Origin of the sequence: Acidithiobacillus ferriphilus, from assembly GCF_018854775.1 — a bacterium.
In the GTDB taxonomy this organism is placed as follows: Bacteria; Pseudomonadota; Gammaproteobacteria; order Acidithiobacillales; family Acidithiobacillaceae; genus Acidithiobacillus; species Acidithiobacillus ferriphilus.
In genome coordinates this window covers 1-20,813 of record NZ_JAAZTY010000171.1, presented here as the reverse complement: position 1 = coordinate 20,813, position 20,813 = coordinate 1, and the positions used below count along the sequence as shown (strand labels likewise).

Annotated in this window: 24 protein-coding genes and 1 tRNA gene; 6 read left to right on the top strand and 19 right to left on the bottom strand. The window is 60.0% G+C overall.

The genetic code is table 11. From position 1 onward, the window contains the following. Positions 1-11 precede the first annotated feature (11 nt). Positions 12-107: an ATP-binding protein gene (locus HF921_RS11360; RefSeq protein ID WP_226834540.1), complete on the top strand. Its 96-nt coding sequence runs from the start codon at positions 12-14 to the stop codon at positions 105-107. Positions 108-256: 149 nt separating this feature from the next. Here the strand turns inward: HF921_RS11360 and HF921_RS11355 are convergent, their stop codons facing one another. The 3 genes from HF921_RS11355 to HF921_RS11345 form a co-directional block, all read right to left on the bottom strand. Continuing rightward, complete coding sequence (locus tag HF921_RS11355) at positions 257-376, bottom strand: DUF2283 domain-containing protein (protein WP_231104522.1); 120 nt, start codon at positions 374-376, stop codon at positions 257-259. After that, on the bottom strand, positions 322-681 hold the full coding sequence (locus HF921_RS13450; protein ID WP_064219583.1) for a hypothetical protein: 360 nt from the start codon (positions 679-681) through the stop codon (positions 322-324). Before HF921_RS13450 ends, HF921_RS11355 begins: the two co-directional genes overlap by 55 nt. A gap of 75 nt (positions 682-756) precedes the next feature. Next, positions 757-841, bottom strand: a tRNA-Leu gene (locus HF921_RS11345). Between the two features lie 53 nt (positions 842-894). Here HF921_RS11345 and HF921_RS11340 point away from each other — a divergent pair. After that, positions 895-1,521: a nucleotidyltransferase gene (locus tag HF921_RS11340; protein ID WP_226834534.1), complete on the top strand. Its 627-nt coding sequence runs from the start codon at positions 895-897 to the stop codon at positions 1,519-1,521. Between the two features lie 14 nt (positions 1,522-1,535). Here the strand turns inward: HF921_RS11340 and HF921_RS11335 are convergent, their stop codons facing one another. The 9 genes from HF921_RS11335 to HF921_RS11295 form a co-directional block, all read right to left on the bottom strand. Continuing rightward, on the bottom strand, positions 1,536-2,612 hold the full coding sequence (locus tag HF921_RS11335) for an NADH:flavin oxidoreductase/NADH oxidase (protein ID WP_215893835.1): 1,077 nt from the start codon (positions 2,610-2,612) through the stop codon (positions 1,536-1,538). Then, positions 2,609-3,337 (bottom strand): dienelactone hydrolase family protein, encoded by a 729-nt coding sequence (locus tag HF921_RS11330; protein ID WP_215893834.1) that lies wholly within the window; start codon positions 3,335-3,337, stop codon positions 2,609-2,611. The genes HF921_RS11335 and HF921_RS11330 overlap by 4 nt, the downstream gene beginning before the upstream one ends. Positions 3,338-3,395: 58 nt before the next feature. Beyond that, a complete protein-coding gene (locus HF921_RS11325; RefSeq protein ID WP_215861160.1) occupies positions 3,396-4,013 on the bottom strand; it encodes a TetR/AcrR family transcriptional regulator in 618 nt (205 codons plus the stop codon). A 160-nt stretch (positions 4,014-4,173) separates the two neighbouring features. Continuing rightward, positions 4,174-5,001, bottom strand: a complete 828-nt coding sequence (gene nadC / locus HF921_RS11320; RefSeq protein ID WP_215859749.1) for a carboxylating nicotinate-nucleotide diphosphorylase — start codon at positions 4,999-5,001, stop codon at positions 4,174-4,176. Continuing rightward, on the bottom strand, positions 4,998-6,347 hold the full coding sequence (gene nhaA / locus HF921_RS11315; protein ID WP_215861159.1) for a Na+/H+ antiporter NhaA: 1,350 nt from the start codon (positions 6,345-6,347) through the stop codon (positions 4,998-5,000). Before nhaA ends, nadC begins: the two co-directional genes overlap by 4 nt. 18 nt (positions 6,348-6,365) lie before the next feature. Beyond that, entirely contained in the window at positions 6,366-9,182 is a 2,817-nt protein-coding gene (locus HF921_RS11310; RefSeq protein ID WP_215893833.1) for a valine--tRNA ligase, read from the bottom strand. A 12-nt stretch (positions 9,183-9,194) separates the two neighbouring features. Beyond that, a complete protein-coding gene (locus HF921_RS11305; protein ID WP_215892402.1) occupies positions 9,195-9,776 on the bottom strand; it encodes a hypothetical protein in 582 nt (193 codons plus the stop codon). A gap of 14 nt (positions 9,777-9,790) precedes the next feature. Beyond that, positions 9,791-10,216, bottom strand: coding sequence for a DNA polymerase III subunit chi (locus HF921_RS11300; protein WP_064219634.1), 426 nt, complete (start codon positions 10,214-10,216; stop codon positions 9,791-9,793). Between the two features lie 12 nt (positions 10,217-10,228). After that, positions 10,229-11,731 (bottom strand): leucyl aminopeptidase, encoded by a 1,503-nt coding sequence (locus HF921_RS11295; RefSeq protein WP_064219633.1) that lies wholly within the window; start codon positions 11,729-11,731, stop codon positions 10,229-10,231. 116 nt (positions 11,732-11,847) lie between these two features. Between HF921_RS11295 and lptF the strand changes: the two genes are divergently transcribed. Together lptF and lptG are read left to right on the top strand one after the other, a co-directional pair. Beyond that, entirely contained in the window at positions 11,848-12,969 is a 1,122-nt protein-coding gene (gene lptF / locus HF921_RS11290) for an LPS export ABC transporter permease LptF (protein WP_064219632.1), read from the top strand. Then, on the top strand, positions 12,966-14,039 hold the full coding sequence (gene lptG, locus HF921_RS11285; protein WP_064219631.1) for an LPS export ABC transporter permease LptG: 1,074 nt from the start codon (positions 12,966-12,968) through the stop codon (positions 14,037-14,039). The genes lptF and lptG overlap by 4 nt, the downstream gene beginning before the upstream one ends. Here the strand turns inward: lptG and HF921_RS11280 are convergent. The 7 genes from HF921_RS11280 to HF921_RS11250 all read right to left on the bottom strand — a co-directional run bounded on the left by HF921_RS11280 (position 14,032) and on the right by HF921_RS11250 (position 18,962). Continuing rightward, positions 14,032-14,376: a hypothetical protein gene (locus HF921_RS11280; RefSeq protein WP_064219630.1), complete on the bottom strand. Its 345-nt coding sequence runs from the start codon at positions 14,374-14,376 to the stop codon at positions 14,032-14,034. The two genes, lptG and HF921_RS11280, sit on opposite strands and share 8 nt — an antisense overlap. Before the next feature lie 14 nt (positions 14,377-14,390). Next, positions 14,391-15,083, bottom strand: a complete 693-nt coding sequence (locus HF921_RS11275; protein ID WP_215892403.1) for a glutathione S-transferase family protein — start codon at positions 15,081-15,083, stop codon at positions 14,391-14,393. Positions 15,084-15,091: 8 nt separating this feature from the next. Continuing rightward, positions 15,092-15,544: an EVE domain-containing protein gene (locus HF921_RS11270; protein WP_215892404.1), complete on the bottom strand. Its 453-nt coding sequence runs from the start codon at positions 15,542-15,544 to the stop codon at positions 15,092-15,094. 4 nt (positions 15,545-15,548) lie between these two features. Continuing rightward, positions 15,549-15,863, bottom strand: a complete 315-nt coding sequence (gene cyaY, locus HF921_RS11265) for an iron donor protein CyaY (protein ID WP_215893832.1) — start codon at positions 15,861-15,863, stop codon at positions 15,549-15,551. Between the two features lie 88 nt (positions 15,864-15,951). Then, positions 15,952-17,748 carry a DNA helicase RecQ gene (gene recQ, locus HF921_RS11260; RefSeq protein WP_064219626.1) on the bottom strand — a complete coding sequence of 599 codons (1,797 nt, stop codon included), beginning with the start codon at positions 17,746-17,748 and terminating at the stop codon, positions 15,952-15,954. Positions 17,749-17,750: 2 nt separating this feature from the next. Next, the gene (locus HF921_RS11255; protein ID WP_215893831.1) at positions 17,751-18,590 is read right to left on the bottom strand and encodes a symmetrical bis(5'-nucleosyl)-tetraphosphatase; all 840 of its coding nucleotides are present in this window, start codon (positions 18,588-18,590) and stop codon (positions 17,751-17,753) included. A gap of 3 nt (positions 18,591-18,593) precedes the next feature. Continuing rightward, a complete protein-coding gene (locus HF921_RS11250; RefSeq protein WP_226834532.1) occupies positions 18,594-18,962 on the bottom strand; it encodes a DsrE family protein in 369 nt (122 codons plus the stop codon). Between the two features lie 268 nt (positions 18,963-19,230). On the opposite strand from HF921_RS11250, the gene HF921_RS11245 reads away from it, so the two are divergent. Together HF921_RS11245 and HF921_RS11240 are read left to right on the top strand one after the other, a co-directional pair. After that, positions 19,231-20,034 (top strand): ABC transporter permease, encoded by an 804-nt coding sequence (locus HF921_RS11245; protein WP_215861157.1) that lies wholly within the window; start codon positions 19,231-19,233, stop codon positions 20,032-20,034. Positions 20,035-20,052: 18 nt separating this feature from the next. Continuing rightward, the coding region (locus HF921_RS11240) for an ABC transporter ATP-binding protein (protein ID WP_215893830.1) at positions 20,053-20,813 on the top strand (761 nt) is incomplete at its 3' end.

The following is a 20,813-nucleotide window of genomic DNA, read 5'->3' as shown; positions in this document are numbered from 1 at the left end:
TGCGCTGGGCCTTGCAGCGCGGCTCGCGCAGTGGCCGGGTGGCGCGGCAGTTCGCCCGCCACTGGGTCGGATCCAGGGCCTTGGCAGTCGCCGCGCAGACGATCTAATTCCACACACCGTTTATGTGGATCAGCGCGTACACCTGGTCAGGACGGCAGTTTCCTGCCAAATGACCATTTACACAAAAATTCTTGCACCCCCATGATGGCCGTAGCCCTTCTCGAAGAAGTCGACTGGACGGCCTCGTGGCGCCAGTTCAGGCGGCGACATTGATATGCCGTAAGGCATCCGCGCCGCCTTTTTTCGAGGCATCCAGTATCTCTATGCCGACGAGGTTGCCGTCTTTGTCGTAATCCAGGACAACCCCATCGGCCACTTCTTGCCGATGGGGTTCGCTTTGACCGTACGGATTCGGTATAGCTCAACCTGGCCGCTTTTTTCAGGCTGGAGACCTCTCGACCATACCGATCCAGAGCTTCGGTAAGGGGCGTTTGCTCCGATTCGCTTCGGTCCTGCCAGACGCCGCGCTCCAATTTCTACTTCAAGCTGTTTGGTCCAGGCTTGTGCCTGTACCTTCCGGTCAAAGGTCTTCACTTGGAGTGAGTAGCTTTTCTTGCGTACGCGAGCTTGCCAGCCGATGAGGTTGCCGTCTCTGTCTTCGCGGGGGAGAATGGATGCCATGGATTTGCTCCTGCTTAACTTGCAAGCAAGTGGAGCGAAAAAGCAAGTGAGGCGAGAGAATATTCTGTAAGTTATTGGTGCGAAAGGCGAGACTCGAACTCGCACGGCCTAAACCGCTGGAACCTAAATCCAGTGCGTCTACCAATTCCGCCACTCTCGCAATTGCGCTATCTTATGCGGAATACCGTTTGCAGACAATGACCGCGGGGTGTAATGATGGCCAGGTTACAGCAACAATCCCGTTTGCGGCGCTTGCTGGCGGTGGAGTCGGCGCGGATTATGGCCGACGAGGGGGTGTCCGACTTTCGGGCAGCCAAGGAAAAAGCGGCGCGTCGCCTGGGCGCCGGCGGCGACGCCCAGCAGGGTTGGCCAAGTAATGCGGAGATCGAAGCAGAACTCCAGTCTCGTCTACAGCTTTTTCATGGCGCGGCGCATAGTGCGGAGTTGCGTCGGCTCCGCGAGCAGGCGGCGCAATCCATGCACTGGCTTGCGGAGTTCCAGCCGCGTTTGATCGGACCGGTATTGAGCGGAACCGCGACGCGCCACGCGGCCATTACGCTCCATCTTTTTGTCGATACGCCGGAGAGTGTGATTTTTTTTCTGATGGATCAGCAGGTCGCCTATGAAGAGACCTGGCAGCGACTTCATTATGGGGATGCGCCGGCTCGCGACTATCCTTCCTTAAAGTTGAATTACGCTGGTGCAGACTTACGTCTGATCCTCTTTGAGCTGGACGAAGATCGGCGCAGCCCTGCATCACCCGTGGATGGTAGGCCTTTGCGGCGGGCGACGCTGGCACAGTTGCAGAAACTGTTGGAGGAGGAGGGCTCACCGCCCTGATTGATCTCAGCGTGTTAAGGGCGTGGCTTGGCGCGATCGTACTGTACGGGCCAGGTGAGGTCTACGCCCAGTTCCTGTGCGGCATGCAGGGGCCAGTAGGGATTGCGCAGAAGCTCCCGGGCCAAAGCCACCGCATCAGCCTGTTCGGTAAGCAGAATGTGTTCCGCCTGCATGGCCTCGGTGATGAGGCCGACGGCGACGGTGGGGATGCCCACCTTCCGCCGGATGGCGCTGGCGAAGGGTGTCTGGAAGCCGGGACCGGCGGGAATGACCGCATCCGGCGTCATGCCACCGCTGCTGCAGTCGATGACGTCCACGCCGCGCACCTTTAATGCGTTGCTGAGGGAGATGGACTGCTCCAGATCCCAGCCGCCGCGTACCCAGTCGGTGGCCGAAATACGTACCCAGAGGGGCAGGTGTTCGGGCCAGACGGCGCGCACGGCAGCGGTGATTTCCAGCGGCAGGCGCATGCGGTTTTCCAGACTGCCACCGTATTGATCGCTGCGCTGGTTGCTGATGGGGGAAAGAAAGCTGTGCAGCAGGTAGCCGTGGGCCATGTGCAGTTCCAGAACCTCGAATCCCGCTGCCAGTGCGCGCCGGGCTGCGGCTACGAAGTCCTGGCGCGCTTTCTCCAGGTCTTGATCGTCCATGGCGTGGGGCAGGGTGTGGCTGGGGCTGAAGGACAGGGCGCTGGGCCCCAGAGGCTCCCAGCCGCCCTCGGCATCGGGCGCAATGGAGTTGCCACCGAGGAAGGGCGGTTGGGTGGACGCCTTGCGTCCCGCATGGGCGATCTGGATGGCGGTGACCGCCCCCTGCGCCTTCATGAAGGCGACGATGGGGGCCAGTGCCTGCGCCTGTCCATCCGTCCAGATACCGAGGTCGCGGGGAGAAATGCGGCCTTCCGGACTGATGGACGCCGCTTCGACCATGACCAGGCCAGCGCCACCTACAGCGCGGCTGCCAAGGTGCACCATGTGCCAGTCGCGTGCTACCCCGTCGGGGGTGGAGTACTGGCACATGGGTGCCACGCAGATGCGGTTACGCAGGGTGATGCTGCGCAAGGCCCAGGGAGAAAATAGCCGCTGACTCACGCAGACGCTCCGAGATAATGCGTGAAGTGGTCCAGGGTCAGGCGCCAGCCTTCCTGCGCGGCTTCCGGACGGAAACTGTCCCGGGGATCCGCAAAGAAGCCGTGTGGTGCATCCGGGAATACGGTCAGGGTATAACGCTTATGGGCGGTGCTGAGCGCACTGGCAATACGACCATGTTCTTCGGGCGTGATGGATTGGTCCTCAGCGCCATAGAGCAGCAGCAGCGGTGCACGCATTTGATGCACCAGATGCAGCAGTGGCTTGCGCCCGACCGGGTCCAGATCGGGTGCGATACCGGCGCCATAAAAGGCGACGGCGGCACTGAGTCGATCGGCATGGATGGCATTGGCCATGAAGGTGAGGCGCCCACCCATGCAGAAGCCGAGTGCGCCGATCGCGTCCTTGCGCACTTCGCTACGCTGATGTAGTGCCTGAATAGCGAGGCCGGCTTCCGCCATGGCGAGCTCATCATTGAGCGTTTTGAGATGGCCGATGGCCCTGTCGAAATCGGAATATTCATAAGTTTTACCATGATAAAGGTCGGGCACGATGGCACAAAACCCCGCCCGGGCAAGACGCTCAGCGACATCCTGAAAGTGCTGGTTGACGCCAAAGGCTTCGATGAACACGACTATGGCCGGGTGTGGACCCGCAGTGCCGGGGCGGGCATACCAGGCCCGTGGGCCGTTTTCCAGTTGAATCCATTCAGAGCTAATCTGCGACATGATGTTTATATTTCCTCTTTAAAATGGCGTGTATCCGCGGCCTGATACTGGGCAGCGGTCAGGCGGCCAGTGATTTGACATAAAGTTGTAGCTGGCGCAGGCATCGCTGATAGGCTTCGACAGATTGGGCATTCTTACCCAGGCCGACGCAGCCTTCAATCGCGGCAACAATGAAGAGCGCCACTTCTTCCGGTTCGACATCGGCCCGCACCTTGCGGGCAAGTTGCCCATCGGCCAGGGCTGAGGCCATGACCTCGACCCAGCGATCCAGAATCTGTTGCAGGCCGTGGCGGAATCCTTCATCGAGAGGACTCATCTCCTGAATCAGATTGTTGAGGGGACAGCCATAGCGGATCACTGATTCGTCAGCCATCTTGATTTTTTCTTCGAGAATACGCTGGAGGCTGGCTAAGGGGTCATCGTGCTCGGTAAAAGGCGCGAACCAGCGCGTCGCCAGTTGTGGCGCGATAACTTCTTCGATCACGGCAAGACCGAGGTCGCGCTTGGTGCTGAAGTGATGGTAAAGAGCGCCTTTGCTTACCGAGGTGTTGGCAAGGATGCGTTCCAGGCTGGCGGCCTGAAAGCCGGATTCCAGAATCTCGGTGTAGGCGGCCCTCAGCAGATCGCTGCGCGTCTGCTCCGGGTTACGGGTTTTTCGTATGGATTGTGTCATCATGTGAAAAAAATACCGACCAATCGGTATCTTGTCAAGAAATTCGGTTTTTCATCTTGGCAAGCCGGATCCGCAGCCAGAACCGGGAAGTGCCGACGGAGGCGGAGCGGACGAGATGCTGCGCGGCCTGGATGCGGTGGCAAGGGCTTGAATGGAAAAACGTTCAGAGATAGCGCAGCGACAAATCCAGGCTGCGCAGATTCCGGGTGAGACTACCGACGGAAATGAAATCCACCCCGGTGGCCGCCACCGCAGCGATATTATGCACGCCTATATTCCCGGAAGCTTCCAGGGGCAGGCGCCCGGCGACCCGCTGCACGGCATGGCGCAGATCTTCCAGGGGGAAGTTGTCGAGCAGCACCATATCGGTGCCAGCCGTTAGCGCTTCTTCCAACTGCAGCAGATTTTCCACTTCGACCTCTATGCGGGTTAGTGCCGGGGCAATCTGCCGCGCCGCCTGGAGTGCCGCAGTGATGCTCCCGCAGGCGGCGATATGGTTTTCCTTGATGAGAATGCCGTCGTAGAGCCCTAGACGGTGATTGTGACCGCCACCGATCCGGACCGCATACTTCTGGGCTTGGCGCAGGCCGGGGATGGTCTTGCGGGTATCCAGGAGGCGCGTTTTATGGCCGCTCAGGGCATCGACATAGGCACGGACCTGGGTCGCGGTGCCGGACAGAGTCTGTAGAAAATTCAGCGCCGTGCGCTCGCCGGAAAGCAGTGCGCGCGCCGGACCCTCCAGAATGCAGAGGATTTGATCGGGGGCAACGCTGGCACCCTCGGCGATTTGCCAGTGCATTTGGATAGTCGACGAAAGTGCCGCAAAGGTGGTTTCGGCATAGCCCTGTCCGCAGAGGATACCCGCCTCACGGCTGAGGATCTGGGCGCGAAGTTGGGTGGCGGCGGGGATCAGCGCCGCCGTCAGGTCACCGCTGCCGATGTCTTCGGCGAGGGCCTGTTGTACCGAAAGTGATAAGTCAGCAGGAATCATGCAGGAACCTCGTTGCGGTCGACCCAGAAGAGCCAGGTCAGACCGATAATGGCGGCGATCAGGGAAGCGAGGAGAATGCCCAGCTTGGCTTCCTCTTGCAGATTAGGGGCGGTAAAGGCCAGTTGGCTGATGAATAAGGACATGGTGAAGCCGACGCCGCCCAGCCAGGCGGCGCCGAGCAGGTGCCGCCATTGTACGCCGTGGGGCAGACGCGCGATTTTGAGGCGCACCGCAATCCAGCTACCGAGACTGATCCCGATAAATTTGCCCAGCACCAGGCCCAGACAGGTACCCAGGGTGACCGTACTGAACAGCATTCCGGTGGATACCTGCGCGAAGTTGATGCCCGCGTTGGCCAGGGCAAAAATGGGGATAACCCCGAAGGTGACCCAGGGCTGAACCACGTGTTCGAGACGCTGTTGCGGCGCGATGGCTGCGGAACTGCTGTGTTGCAAGCTCTGGATGATGCCGGCGAGCTGGCCATTCACCAGAGGGTCAAGGCGCTTGCTGTGGATGATGGCATCACGCAGATTTTGCCCGCGGGCACTCAGGACGTCGGCCAGTTCGTCAGGCCGGATGCGGCCGCGGGCCGGTATGGTGAAGGCCAGCAATATCCCGGCGACCGTGGCATGCACCCCCGACAGCATGACGAAATACCAAAAGGGCAGTCCTACCAGCAGATAAGGCAGGGGATTACGGATGCCGCCCTGATTGAGAAGAATCAGTATGAGGAATAAAATTCCGGCGACGATCAAGGCGGCCACGTTGAGTGCCGGTGTGTAATAAATGGCAATGACGAGCACTGCGCCGAGATCGTCGGCAATGGCCAGCGCGGTGAGGAAAATAATCAGGTTACGGGGAATGCGCCAGGCCAGCAGTACCAGGATACCGATGGCGAAGGCAATATCCGTCGCCATCGGAATACCCCAGCCTCCCGCAGCGGGGCCACCGGGATTGAACTGGTGATAGATAAGCGCCGGGGCAATCATGCCCCCCAGGGCCGCAATGATGGGCAGGGCGGCATCGGCCAGGGAGGAGAGTTCCCCCACCAGAAATTCCCGTTTCAGCTCCAGCCCGACGACAAAAAAGAATACCGCCATCAGGCCATCATTGATCCAGTGATGGAGGCTTTGATCCAGCGTCCAGCCACCCCAATGCAGTCCCAAGTGCTCTTCCCAAAAGGCGTGGTATGGCACATGCCAGACGGAGTTGCTGATCGCCAGGGTCAGGATCGTGGCGGCGATGAGGACGATGCCGCCCGCCGTCGCCCGCCGCAGAAACTGCTCGAAGGGTGACAGGATACGCCCGAATAAAGGCTCCAGCGGATAAAGCCGACGTTTAGCCATGCCGGTCCCGGCACCCGGTCACAAATGCTCCAATCGCTGTGCCTGTTCACCGAGTTGCAGCAGGGCGGCATCTATTTCGTGCAGGCGCTCCTCCTCCATGGCGACGATTTCGGCGGGCGCGCGGCTGCGGAAGCTTTCCTGGGCCAGCTTGGCCGTGGCCTTGGCATGATCCTGTTCCAGACGCTGCCGCTCTTTGGCCAGACGCGCACGTTCGGCAGCCACGTCAATGACCCCCGCGAGGGGGACGAGGACGCGTAGATCGCCGACCAGTTGCAGGGCGGCGGGTGGTGCTTCTGCTTCGCTGCCCAGCCATTCCAGGCTGGCGAGGCGACCGAGAGCGAAGAGCCAGGGCGCATATTGTTCGGCACGCTGGCGGTCGCCGGCATCGCCTCCCTGCAGCAGCAGCGGCAGCGCCTTGCTGGGCGCGATATCCATCTCGCCACGCACCGAGCGGATGGCGCGGATGACGGCAATCAGCCATTCCGTATCGCCATCCGCCTGGGCGTCGATACGGGAGAGGTCGGCCACCGGATAGGGGGCGAGGGCAATGCTGTCGCCCGCCTTGCCGATCATCGGGGCTATCCGTTGCCAGAGTTCCTCGGTGAGGAAGGGCATCACCGGGTGCATCAGACGCAGGCCAGCCTCCAGCACCCGCAGCAGGGTATTGCGGGTGCCGCACTGCTGCGCCAGGGTAAACGGGCTGCCTTCACGCAGGATCGGTTTGGTCAGCTCGATATACCAGTCGCAGTAGTCATTCCAGAAAAACTGGTATAGCGTATGGGCGGCATCAGCGAAGCGATACTGGTCGATGGCGCTGTTAACCGCCGCTTCGCAGTGCTGCAGGCGGCCGATAATCCAGCGTTCCGGTGCCAATAATTCGCGCTCGCCTTCCAGATCAGTCTGATTTTGTATCTGCATCAGGGCAAAACGCGAGGCGTTCCAGAGCTTGTTGCAGAAGTTGCGATTCCCTTCCACCCGTTTCAGGTCAAACCTGATGTCACGCCCCTGGGTGGCCAAGGCCGCAAAGGTGAAGCGCAGAGCGTCGGTGCCAAAGGCCGGAATGCCATCGGCGAACTCCTTGCGGGTCGCCTTTTCGATCTTGGCCGCCATCTGCGGTTGCATGAGGCCACGCGTGCGCTTGACGACGAGATCCTCCAGGCCGATGCCGTCGATGAGGTCGATGGGATCGAGGACGTTACCTTTGGACTTGCTCATCTTCTGGCCCTCGGCATCGCGCACCAGGCCGTGAACATAGACTTCATGGAAGGGCACGTCGTCCATAAAGCACAGGCCCAGCATGATCATCCGCGCCACCCAGAAGAAAATGATGTCGAAGCCGGTGACCAGTACACTGGTGGGGTAGAACAGGGCAAGGTCCGGTGTTTTTTCCGGCCAGCCAAGGGTGGTGAAGGGCCACAGCGCCGAACTGAACCAGGTGTCGAGCACGTCTGGATCGCGTTCCAGGACCACCGGCATGCCGTAATGGCGCGCGGCTTCCATTTGCGCTTCTTCTTCATGGCGGGCGACGAAGATTTTGCCGTCGGGACCGTACCAGGCGGGAATCTGGTGTCCCCACCAGAGTTGGCGGGAGATGCACCAGTCTTCAATGCGATGCATCCAGTCGAAGTAAGTTTTGTTCCAGTTTTCGGGCACGAAGCGGATGCGACCTTCTTCCACCGCGCGGATGGCCGGTTCGGCCAGTGGCGCGACCTTCACATACCATTGATCCGTCAGGTAAGGCTCGATGACGGCCTGGGAGCGGTCGCCGCGCGGTACCATGAGCTTGTGCTCATCCGTGCGTTCCAGCAGATTTTCCGCCTCCAGCAGGGCGAGAATCTGCTTGCGGGCCGCGTAGCGGTCCAGGCCGCGTAAGGCTTCGGGGATGTTTCCGGCAACGATGTTGTCGCCAAAGACCTCCAGTGAGTCGCGAATACGGGCATCGGGGGTAAAGACATTGAGCAGGGCCAGGCCGTGTCGCTGTCCCACCTGATAATCGTTGAAGTCGTGGGCCGGGGTGATTTTCACGCAGCCGGAACCGAATTCCGGATCGACATAAGCATCGCCGATGATGGGAATTTCGCGGTCCATGACCGGCAGGCGCAACGTCTTGCCAATGAGAGCGGCATAGCGCGGATCTTCGGGATGTACCGCCACCGCCACGTCGCCCAGCAGCGTTTCCGGACGGGTGGTGGCCACCACGAGGGAACCACTGCCGTCGCTGAGGGGATAACGGATGTGCCAAAGGAAGCCTTGCTCTTCTTCACTGATGACTTCCAGATCAGAGACTGCGGTGCGCAGGACCGGGTCCCAGTTCACCAGTCGCTTGCCGCGGTAAATCAGGCCCTTGTCATGCAGGCGGACAAAGGCCTCGGTGACGGCATGGGAGAGGCCGTTATCCAGCGTAAAACGCTCCCGCGACCAGTCGCAGGAGGTGCCCAGCCGCCGCATCTGCCGGGTGATATGCCCGCCCGATTCGTGCCGCCATTGCCAGACCCGCTCCAGAAAGGCACTGCGGCCCATCTGCTGGCGGTCACCGCCTTCCTGTACCAGTTGTCGTTCCACCAACATTTGGGTGGCGATACCCGCATGGTCGGTACCCGGCTGCCAGAGGGTGCGCTCGCCGCGCATCCGGTGGACGCGGGTGAGGATATCCATGAGCGTATCCTGGAAAGCGTGCCCCATGTGCAGGGTGCCGGTGACGTTGGGCGGTGGCAGCATGATGCAGTAGGGTGTGCCGTCGCCTTCCGGCTGGAACAGACCATGGGCTTCCCAGCGCGTGTAGCACTGGGTTTCGATTTCGGCGGGGGCGAAGGGGCGATCCAGAGTGTCAGTCATGATAGGGCGTTATTACTCAATTTCCGAGGCGTTGATCTGGTCCAGACCTTCGTGCAGGACACGCCGCAGTATTTCCGGAAGCGATTTACGAATGTCTCCAGCCAGGCTTTCACGCAACTTGATGCCCTCCAGCGCAAGGGCTCGCATGATAGTCAGGTTGACCTGCTCTTTCCAGGCGGTTTGCAGATGCTGTGTCACCAGGTTTTCTACCTCATTGATAATGCGTCGTTCAATTTCCTGGAAAAGCAACGACTCGAAATTTTTGAGAAAGTCGAGATCTGCGGGCGGTGTCGGAATCGCTGGCGCGACCGTATCCGTGGCGCGCGCTTGTATTGCTGCCACCTCAGGTATGGGCGTATGTTCTTCAACATCTTCGTTGACCGTGGGGCTTGGCGCTACCGTTGCGGTAGCCAGCCTGCTCGGGTCTGTCTGTGCGTAGTCAACGCGCGCCGTCGGTGTTTCATCGTCCAGATACCGCCAAAGTTGTGGCGGCAGCCCCTCACGCAAAAGATGGGTGAGCAATAAAGGCGCTTCATCACCGGCATCCAATTGCTCTTCAAGGACGGGTTCTTTACGTCTCGGTATGTTTGCCATGGGTGTGCCTCCAGTCAGACTTCCAGGGGATGCACCTGCATGGTGAATCCCGCGTTCTTTAATCGTTTGTAGCGTTCTCTGGCAAGGTCGCGAGTCTGCTCGGCGACAGGGATGAAGTCGATAAGCCGCTCGCATGCGGGGACCGGTGTCGGCAATTCGTCCAGTCCGCAGAGCACTAACGCCTTGCTCTGCAGGGGCCAGACGCCGCCATCATGGATGCGTATCGATTCTCCCGCACCCCGGACATGGGGCACAAAGGCGCCAGCCTGGAAGGTCCAGAGAAGATCATCCATGATCTGCCCCGTCTCCCTATCCGGGCACAGGATATCTGCTTCTCCCATGACCTGCCAGACTTTTGCAATCACCCGGCACATACCGCGTTGCTGCTCGTGCGGGGTGAGCAGCGTCGGCGGCAACGTATAAAACGAGGCGATGGGCAAACGGTGCTCCTCTCAGGCCACCTGCCGCGCTCGTCGCAGCAAATACTCTACCAACAATGGCACCGGACGGCCCGTCGCCCCTTTATTCTCACCGCTCTTCCACGCCACCCCGGCGATATCGAGATGCGCCCAATGATAGTTTTCGGTGAAGCGCGAGAGAAAGCAGGCGGCAGTGATGGTTCCTGCGGGTCGACCGCCGACATTGGAGAGGTCCGCAAAAGGGCTCTTCAACTGCTCCTGGTATTCATCGAAAAGTGGTAGCTCCCAGGCTCTATCCATACTTTCTTTGCCGGCAGCGATTAGCGCATGGACGAGTCCTTCGTGATTGCCGAGCACGGCCGCGGTTTGATGCCCCAGAGCGATGATGCAGGCACCGGTAAGGGTGGCCATGTCGATCACCACGTCCGGTTTGAAACGCTCAACATAGGTTAAGGCATCGGCGAGGATCAGCCGTCCCTCGGCATCGGTGTTGATAATTTCCACGCTCAGGCCTTTCATGCTCTTATGGATGTCACCGGGCTTGGTCGCCTGTCCGTCGGGCAGATTCTCCGAAGCGGGTACCACGGTAATGACGTTCAGCGGGAGTTTGAGTTCCGCCGCCGCCTGAATAGCCGCCAGGGCTGAGGCTCCGCCGCACATGTCATATTTCATCTCATCCATTTTATCGGCGGGCTTCAGGGAGATGCCGCCCGCGTCAAAGGTGAGACCCTTGCCGACCAGGACGATAGGCGCCTGATCCTTGGCGCCGCCGTAATATTCAAGAATGATCAGCCGGGGGGGCTGCCGGGATCCGTGGGCGACGCCGAGGAGCAAATGCATTCCCAGATCTTCCATGGCGTCCGGACCGAGGATGGTGCTTTTGATGCCCAGGCTCTGGGCCATGGCCTCCGCTTGCTCGGCGAGCCAGGCAGGGGTACAAACATTTCCCGGCTCGTTGGCTAGATCCTTGGCCCACGCGACGGCCCGTGCCGTCGCGTGGGCTTGCGCCGCGGCGCTTTGAACTTCCGCCAGTTCGGTAACGTTGTCTTCGGGAACGATGAGTTGCAGGGTGTCAAAGGCTCGTTGTGGCTTGTCTGCGGGCTTTTTATGCTGGTCAAAGTGGTAATCGGCCTCGGCCATCGCCTGCACCAGAATTTTAGCGAGTGTCGATGCGGAGCGATGGACCACAGGGGTATCCAGCAGATGTAAGCTGACGCGGCTGATGCGGGCAGTTTGCAAAGCGCTTGCGGCAGCGAGTGCGGCTTTGCGAAATTGACTATCCTTGATTTTGCCGTGGGTACCGAGGCCGAGGACAAGCACCCGTGCAGTGGCAATTTTCGGAACCTGATAGAGCATCTGTGTTTCGCCACAGGCCCCGCTGAAATCGCCGGTATCGAGGAGGGCCTGGAGGGCGCCGCCACTGGTCAGATCAATCAGCATGGCAGCGGGGTTCAGTATGCCGCCTTCATACACCCCGACGACCACACAATCGTTGTTGTCGGTGACTGGGTTCCGGCACTGTACGGCTATCTCCACGGCGGTTCTCCTGATAATCTGTAGGCGAGGAATTCAAGATGACGTTAAGAGATGGAAAATAAGCCCCAATGGCACCGGGAATCAAGTCTTGCGAGTAATCCTCAGGGATTGTCCGCTTGACGCGCATCCATATGCAGCTCGTGCGGAATATCACGACCTCTTTTCTGCTGACCTGCCTGGTGGTGCTTGCCATCCTGGCTATCGGCCAGGTGACCCAGTTGTTGAAGCAAGTCGCTTCTGGCCAGTTGCCGTTATCGATTGTGCTGCAATTACTGGGGTTGGCGGTGCCTACGCTGTTGGTCATGGTATTGCCGCTGGCCTTTTTCTTCGCGGTTTATCTGGTGTTCAGCAACCTCTATCGTTCCAATGAGATGGTGGCCATTCGCAGTACCGGCACCGGATTGTCGGGACTGTTGCCGCCTGTTGCGGTAGTGGCGGCAGGCGTCTTTTGCCTGGAACTGATGTTGTCTCTTTCCTGGGCACCCGGTGCGCAGCGTCAGTTACAATCCGACTCCGCGCGCCTGGCCAATGCCGCGGCCGAGGCCATGCTGCAGCCTGGCAGTTTCACGAATTTACCCGGCGACCGGGTTATTTATGTGGGGCAAGCCGTGGGTAAAAACAGCCACCGCTTCCGTGAGATATTTTTGTCTATTGTCCAGGGTAATCAACTGGACCTGGCGACGGCGGCTTATGGGGAGATCAAACCCGGTCGGGATGGCGTTCTGACCCTGGTGCTGGTGGATGGCCAACGCTATCTGGGACGGCCGGGGCAAAACGGGTTCAAGGTTCTTTCCTTCGCGCACTATCGGGTGTTGCTGGGCAGCCCGGTCACGAGTGCCGCCCAGCCGGGTGGTGTCAGCTGGGGGAGCGCGTCTCTCTCTCAGCTTGGACGTCACCTGCGGGGTCCCGAGATGCGCTTCGCGGTAACCGAGTTGGAGTGGCGCCTGCTCTGGCCGCTGGCGCTGCCGCTATTGGCTTTGCTGGCTATCCCGCTGGCCTATAGCGAGCCACGTGGCGGTGGGCGGGCGGCGGGCATGCTGGTAGGCATACTGTTTTTGTTGGCCATCAATAACATCGTGATTTATCTCAAAGAGCACATGATGAGTGGCGAGATGCCAATTTTCCCCGGATTATTTTGGGTGCCCCTGCTGATTTTGGTGGTGGCCATGTACACCTTTCTCAGACGCAGTCGCGATCTGCCGATTTTACCCGCCTGGCCGGGGGCGCGCGCGTCATGAAGCGTGCCGACCGGTTGCTGTTTCGTGGCATGCTGCTGTATAGCAGCCTCGTGCTGATTATGCTTCTGGCGCTGGTTTACATCGCTCAACTGGTTGCCAAATCCTCTGGACCGGGGCACGGAGTCTGGTCTATGACGCGGCTGCTTTCCTACACCGCTTTGCAGTTGCCAGACGTGGCTTATGATTTGATTCCCCTGGCGTTACTGCTCGGTGCGCTGGTCTGGATGAGTATCCTGAGCGGACATTCCGAGGTGATCGCCTTACGCATGTTGGGGTGGTCGGTCTGGCGTCTGGAGCAGCCGCTGTTACTGGTCGGAGTGTTGGGTGCTGGCCTTATGTTCGCTCTGGGGGAATGGGTAATACCAGTCACCTCACCGGCTGCCGAGGCCATGTGGGCCAATGCCGATGAGCCAGGTGCGGGATTCCACAATATGGGGACGCAGGGGCTCTGGTTGCGCTATGGTGCACAGATCATCCAGATTGGTGCCGTGGGTGATGGCGGGAAGATTTTGCAGAATCTGCATATCGCCTGGGTACACCAGGGCATGGTGGGGGTGGATGCCATGACAACGGCCAGCGCGGCGGTATTCAAAGCGGGGCACTGGAGCTTGCGCAATGTCCAGATTTTCGCCATTACGCCTGATCAGATACGGGTGACCCGCGTTGCGGAGATGCCCTGGTCAGTACCACTTCTTCCGGACACCTTGCGTAGCTTTGCGCATCCGACGCGAACCATGACGTTGCTGACCCTGTGGCAAAGTTATCGGGATTTGCAGAGCGGTGCGCTGAATATGAACCGCGTTGCCCTCGCCTTCTGGCGCAGGGTGAGTTATCCATGGGTGGGCCTGGTGATGATTTTGTTGGCGGTACCTTTTGTGACACGTAATCCGCGTGGCGGCGGGCTGGCCGCGCGGATTATGGCGGGGCTGGTGTTGGGGCTGGGATTTCATTTCCTTACGGAGATGTCGGGATATATCAGTGTCTCAGGCGGAATACCCCCTTTAGCCGCTACTGTCTTACCTATCGTGTTCTTTGCGGTGGTCGCCGGGCTTTTGCATCGTTTCACTTGAATGCGGCGTTGCGCTGGCGAATCAGTTCCTGATCAAATGCATTGTCGAGTTCCTGTGAGAGTTTGAGCACTTTGCGGAAGAGGAGCGGATCCGCGTCATCCGCTTGGGTACGCAGACGTAAGCGGGCAAGACCATCAAAACTGTGGGCGCGATCCACCGGGTCGTTGGCCGATTGGCACTGGTTGCCCTGATAGAGGGCGTTGAGCACTTCAGCGGTCAGCGCGTCGTCGAGTTTGTCTTCCTGTGCCGCACGGAGTGCGGCTTCCGGGGTCATATCTTCGAGGAAGGGATATCCCAGATGCTGATTGAGAAATTGTACAAGTTCTTGATAGGTCATGGTGGACTCCGGGCTTAGAGAGAGTGGGGTATGCCGTCGTTGAGGGAGACACCACACGCTTCGGCGACACGTTGAAAATAATATTGCAAATCGATGGGTATGGTCACGCCGTCGAGTAGGCGCAACAGGTGAAAGTCGGCCGTTAGGACGATATCGATCAGCGACAGGGTGCCGGTGTAATAGCGCTGTTTGGCGAGCACTTTGCCGAGTTCACGTAGACGTCCACGGTTTTCCAGTTGCTGATAGGCGCCATAGCGATCATTGGCGAGGGATTCCATGGACTGCTGAAAACGGCGTTCGCATTCCTGCCGGTAAAACGCCATATCTTCGGGATCGTTGCGGATTTCTTCATAGGCGGGCAGGACCGAGGCAATAAGACGATCACCGAGTGCGGTCAGCCCCGCACGCCACCGCACAAAAGCCTCCCATTCGGATGCTGGAATGCTGGTGTGCAGCGTCGGGGTGTTCGGATAGCGTGCATCCAGGGCGGCCAGTTCAGCGAGTTTCCCCTGCTGGGCCTGACCATCTGCATGAACCAGCACCGGCAGATCGGCAAAACCCAGATCAAAAGCGGTTTCCTGATCGCGCAGGGCGCAGGGATGATCGTTCCAGTGCAGGCCTTTGGCGCCAAGGGCCATGCGCAGCATCTGACCCTCCACGGAGGACCAGCGGTGGTAGAGCGTCGGTCCGGTCGTGTTTTCAGGCACGCGTCGGTTTATCCGGCCCACTGCAGGACGTGATGCCACTGTCCGACCGTGATCGGCAAGATAGACAGGCGATTACCTTTGCGGATGAGTGGGCTGTCTGAAAACTCCGGCATGGTACGCAGGCGGTCCAGCGTAACGTGATGCGCAAAAGTCTGGCGGTAAGCCACATCTACCAGGTCCCAGCGCGGTTGGTGGGGGCTGGACGCCGGGTCGTAATGGTTGCTCTGCGGATCGAACTGGGTGGGGTCAGGATGCGCGGTGCTGACCACTTCAGCGGTTCCGACGATGCCGGGGACGGGCACGCGCGAGTGATAAATGAAGACCCCGTCACCTATCTGCATGCTGCGCAGGAAGTTGCGGGCCTGATAATTGCGGATGCCGTCCCAGGGTTCTTGCCCGCGCTGCTGTAGGTCCTGCAAGGAGAAGGCGTCCGGTTCGGTCTTCATTAACCAGTAGGCCATGCTGTCAATCCAATGCTACGGGATGGTCGAGACGTAGGCTCAGCAGGCGGCTGACGGCGTCCTCCAGGGACTCTCCAGTCTGGCTATTCCGCCATCTGCCATCTTGCCGCGCGAAACGCGCCGGACCATCGCTGCAAGCCAGCCAGACTTGTTGCACCGCTTCCTGGCGATTGATGATGATCTGACTATCATCGGGCAGGAGTAAAGTGAGTACGCTGTCCACGAGATCGCTCTCTACCTCGGGGGCGCTCACTTCTATCCGATTCTGCAGAGCATTGAGTGTATTTTCGACGGTGACAGCGAAGCTCTGTGCGTTCATGGGATGATCCTTGGCTAGCGCTCTATGATGAGACTTGCCGGGCTGGAGGGCAAGCTGTCGTCTGTATGCAGGTCCTGCGGGGGGCGATTCATGGACGCGTACCGCGATGCAGTATCTTCAGGAAGGACTCCCCGTAAGCCGCCAATTTGCGCTCGCCGATGCCGGGGATGGTGGCCAGCCCCCCCAGGTCGCGGGGACGCCGTTGCAGCATTTCCATGAGGGTCGCGTCGTGGAAAATGACGTAAGGAGGCACGCCCTGTGCCAGGGCCAGTTCGCGGCGATGCTGGCGCAGGGCTTCCCAAAGATCGGCATCCTGGAGTGCGACTTCCGGGCGCTTGTCGCGCTGCTTGGGTGTTGTGCTTTCATGCTGACGCAGCGTCAGCTTTTCCTCACCGCGCAGGAGCGGGCGACTGCTCGGGCTGAGGCGCAGGCCACCGTGACCTTCGGCATCGACTTCCACCAATCCACGCAGTAAGAGATGGCGAAAAAGGGCTCGCCAGGCGTTGGCGGAGAGTTCTTTGCCAATGCCGTAGACGGTCAACTGGTGATGGCCCCATTGCTGGATGCGCGGGTTTTCGCGAGCCAGAAGCACGTCGACCAGATATTGCACCCCGAAGCGCTGACCGGTCCGATGGACGGCAGAAAGGGCTTTCTGGGCGGCGACGGTGGCGTCCCAGGTGGCAGGGGGTTGCAGACAATTATCGCAATTGCCACAGGGCAGGGCGAGGTGCTCGCTAAAGTAGCCGAGCAGGGTCTGACGTCGGCAGTCGGTGGTTTCGCAAAGGGCGAGCATGGCGTCCAGTTTGTGCCCTTCCATCTGCTTGCGTGGCAGGTCGGCTTCCGATTGCTGAATCATTTGCCGTAACTGCACCACATCCTGCAGGCCATAGTGCATCCAGGCCTCGGCGGGCAGTCCGTCGCGTCCGGCGCGGCCTGTTTCCTGATAATAGGCCTCAATGCTCTTGGGCAGATTCAGATGGGCGACGAACCGGACGTTGGGTTTGTCGATACCCATACCGAAGGCGATGGTGGCCACCATGATTACCCCTTCATCCCGCTGAAAATGTTGCTGGTTGCGGCGCCGCTCGTCGGCGCTCAGGCCGGCGTGGTAAGGCAGGGCGCCGAGTCCCTCGCCTTGCAGCCATTCGGCCACTTCTTCGACGCGTTTGCGGGACAAGCAGTAAACGATGCCAGCCTCTCCCGCGTGGCGGTCGCGGATGAAGCGCAGCAAGGCGTTGCGTGCGCCCTGACTGCCGCTGTGGATGTGGTAACGGATATTGGGGCGATCGAAGGAGCGGATAAAGACGGCGGCCTTCTGCAACGCCAGTCGCTCGATGATTTCCTGGCGGGTTTTCGAGTCGGCGGTAGCGGTAAGGGCGATCCGCGGCACCAGGGGAAAGCGCTCATGCAGCACCCGAAGCTGCAGGTATTCCGGGCGAAAGTCGTGGCCCCATTGGGAGACGCAGTGGGCTTCATCGATGGCGAAAAGATTGACGGTACTTCTTTGCAGCAGGGCGAGGGTGCGCTCCTGTAGTAAGCGCTCCGGGGCGATATAAAGCAGATCAATGGCCCCTTGCAGCAGTGCTTCTTCGGTGGCGCGCGCTTCTGCGGGACTGGCGCTGGAGTTCAGGGCGGCAGCCGCTACACCTGCCTGACGCAGGGCATCGACCTGATCTTCCATGAGCGCTATTAACGGAGAAACCACCACGCCGACCCCTGCCCGGGCGATGGCGGGAATCTGATAGCATAAGGATTTGCCGCCTCCGGTGGGCATGAGCACCAGCGCATCTTTGGCCGCCATCAGGGTCTGGATCACCTCTTCCTGTGGTGCCCGGAAGGCATCATAGCCGAAGGTATGGCGGAGTATTTCTAGGATGGATACCAATTTTATCCGTTACCGGGTTGCGCAAACATCGGGCAGGATGTCTGATAAATCACGGGTTCTGTACCATCGATGCGTGCGACACTGAGTTGGCGGCCCCAGACGCAGCCGCTGTCCAACGCCAACAGGCGTGGCTGCACCAGCAGACCTTGGGTGGCCCAGTGACCGCAGATGATGGCGCCAGAAGTCTGCTTTTCAAAAAACCGCTGGTGCCAGGGCGCAAACTCATGGGCAACGTCCTTGGGCGGCGTGTTGGGCCAGCTAAAAAAGCCTTTGGCGGTCACGTAGCGGGCTCGGGTGAATACGGCGACCCGGAAACGCTGTGCCTCATCCTCGTTACGGCAATCCTGCCAGCGGTTGGGTGCCGGCGCCGCCCAAAGGGAGCGCATGAAGCGCCGCCAGTGAAGACCATGCAGGGCATTTTCGACGGCATCGGCATGGCCTCGCGCTGTTGCCATGTCCCAGTCGGGATGAATGGCGGCGTGGACCATGGTCCACCCCAGTTGCGGATCGGTATGCAGCAACGGGCTGCTGCGTAACCATTCCATCCGTTCGTCTACCTGGGGGTCGGCTAGCAAGAGGGCGAGGGTGTCACTTTTTTTTGCCGGAGTGATGCCCGCCCAACGCGCGAGTGCGTAGAAATCATGATTGCCGAGGACGATCCGCACGCGGTCGCGCCAGGTGTAAAGTCGCTTGATGACGGCGTGGCTGTCCGGCCCCCGATTGACGAGGTCGCCCGCCAGCCAGAGCTGGTCTGTTTGCGGTGTAAAGCCAATTTGCTCCAGCAGAGCGCTAAAGGGTGCATAGCAACCCTGCAGGTCGCCCATGGCGTATATGGCGGCCATATTTTAGAGCGTGATGACCTGATCAGAGAGTTTCATCTGGCGAACGAGGGTTTTCATGCTCGCTACTTTAATACCGGGAATCAAGACCCGATTTTCAACCGTGTGCAGCCATTCGAGGCCGATCACGTGAATTTCGGCTCCTAATTCTTGAACCTCCGCGATGAGGTCGTGGTGGACACGTCGCCGCGCTCCCAGATCTTCCGAATGGAGTGCGAGTGATGCGGCCCCTTCAGCCAGAAATACACTGACCACGATCTCATCGGCGACGGCTGCCGCCGCCATGCGCAGGCCTTGGAGAACGGGATTGCCGCCGGCGTCCGGATGGGATCTGATGAGAATGGTCCAGTGCATGGTCTTTACGCCCTTTGTCATCTGTAACTCTTCAAAAGCTTGCGGGTCGGCGTCCCGCTTTGATGTATGACGTTACAAGCTTAGCATAAAAATGCCCCAAGGGAGATTTTGTCTGGCACGATGCCTGAGTTCGCTTGACCCTTTTCGTAGTCACCGATATAAATCGATCTTGGCAATATCCAATGGAGAACAACGATGGGACTATGGATGCGGAGCGTGTTGTTTATGGCACCGTGTATGGTCCCGGTGTTCGCCAGGCTGCCCATGGCGGGCCAAATGGGAACGTCATTTGAGTGATGCGGCGACTCTGGCCATTGTCGCGTCACGCCAGCCACCCGCACGCTGGCTGGCGACGCTTACGGCGGCCGCTGTTCTGGTTTTTTTGCTGGCGCCTTTTGCGGCACTGGTTTTTGCCACGGACTGGCATGATTTTCAGTTTGCTCCCGGTGATCTCGGTGCTATCCGGGTTTCCCTGTTTTATAGCGGTCTGGCGCTTATGCTGGTGGTGCTGGCGGGGACGCCACTCGCCTGGTGGCTGGCGCATTGTCATTATCGCGGCAAATGGCTGGTGGATGCCTTGCTGTTGCTGCCGCTGCTGACTCCGCCTCTGGCTATGGGTATTTTGCTGAGCTCCTTTTACGGGCCTTATGCGCCGGTGGGTGGTTTGTTCCGTCAGGCGGGGCTCTATCTGACCAATACCGCACCAGCCTTTGTGCTGGCACAGATCTACGGGGCCATGCCCTACTATGTGCTGGCAGCGCGGGCGGCCTTCGAGGGGGTGTCTGAAGAGCTGGAGCAGATCAGCCGTACCCTGGGGCGCAACCGCTGGCAGACTTTCTGGCTGGTGACGTTGCCTCTGGCACGTCTGGGGCTGACGGCCGGGGTGGCGCTGGCCTGGGTGCGCGCTATGGGAGAGTTTGGTATCGTGCTCATTGTGGCGTATTTCCCGCAGGGAATTCCGGTGAAGCTTTGGGTCAATCTGCAGGATATCGGATTGAGTGCGGTTTACCCCCTGCTCTGGGTTTTCTTTTTGGTCGCGGTGCCTTTACCGTTGTGGCTGGGGCTGCGCTCGCGTCGGCAGGGGATGTTTTGATGGTGCCGTGCTAAGCCCATGGACATTCGCTATCAGTTAGAAAAGCCGGTCGTGCTGGACGTTCAGATGCAAGTGCGGGATTTCACCGTTCTCCTCGGCCTTTCCGGAGAGGGCAAGACTTTGCTGTTGAAGGCCATCGCTGGCCTGATTCCAGCGCGTGGGCATCCTTTCGCCGGGCTTGCTGCCGAGCGGCGGCCCATCGGCTATTTGCCGCAAGGCTATGCGCTTTTCCCGCACCTGCGGGCTTGGGAAAATGTCGCCTTTCCGCTGCCCAGGGGCGCAGGTCGCCGCGCGCAGGCGATGAATTTGCTAACGCGCGTGGGGCTTGCCGATTTGGCGGAGCGCTATCCGGCGGCGCTTTCCGGCGGGCAACGCCAGCGGGTGGCGCTCGCCCGCGCTTTGGCCCGGCGTCCTGAATTGCTGCTGCTGGATGAGCCCACCTCGGCGCTGGACATGGCCACCCGCGATGAAATTCTGGACGAACTCATCCGTGAGGTCCACGACTTTGGGGTGCCGGTGCTGGCCGTGAGTCATGATCCACACCTGGCGATGCTTGCCGATCATATGGCCGTATTGCTGGATGGGCGCGTTGTGCAGGAGGGGCCTCCCCGTGCAGTGTTTGCGCGGCCCGCCACTATGAGGGCGGCACGTTTGCTGGGGTTTCGTAATTTCCTGACGGGACGCGTTGCGGAAATAGAGCGATCCGGAATGGTGGTGGCGGGAGCCGACTGGCGTTTGCGTGCCGACTTGCAGCACGGCATGCGTCCGGGTATGGCGGT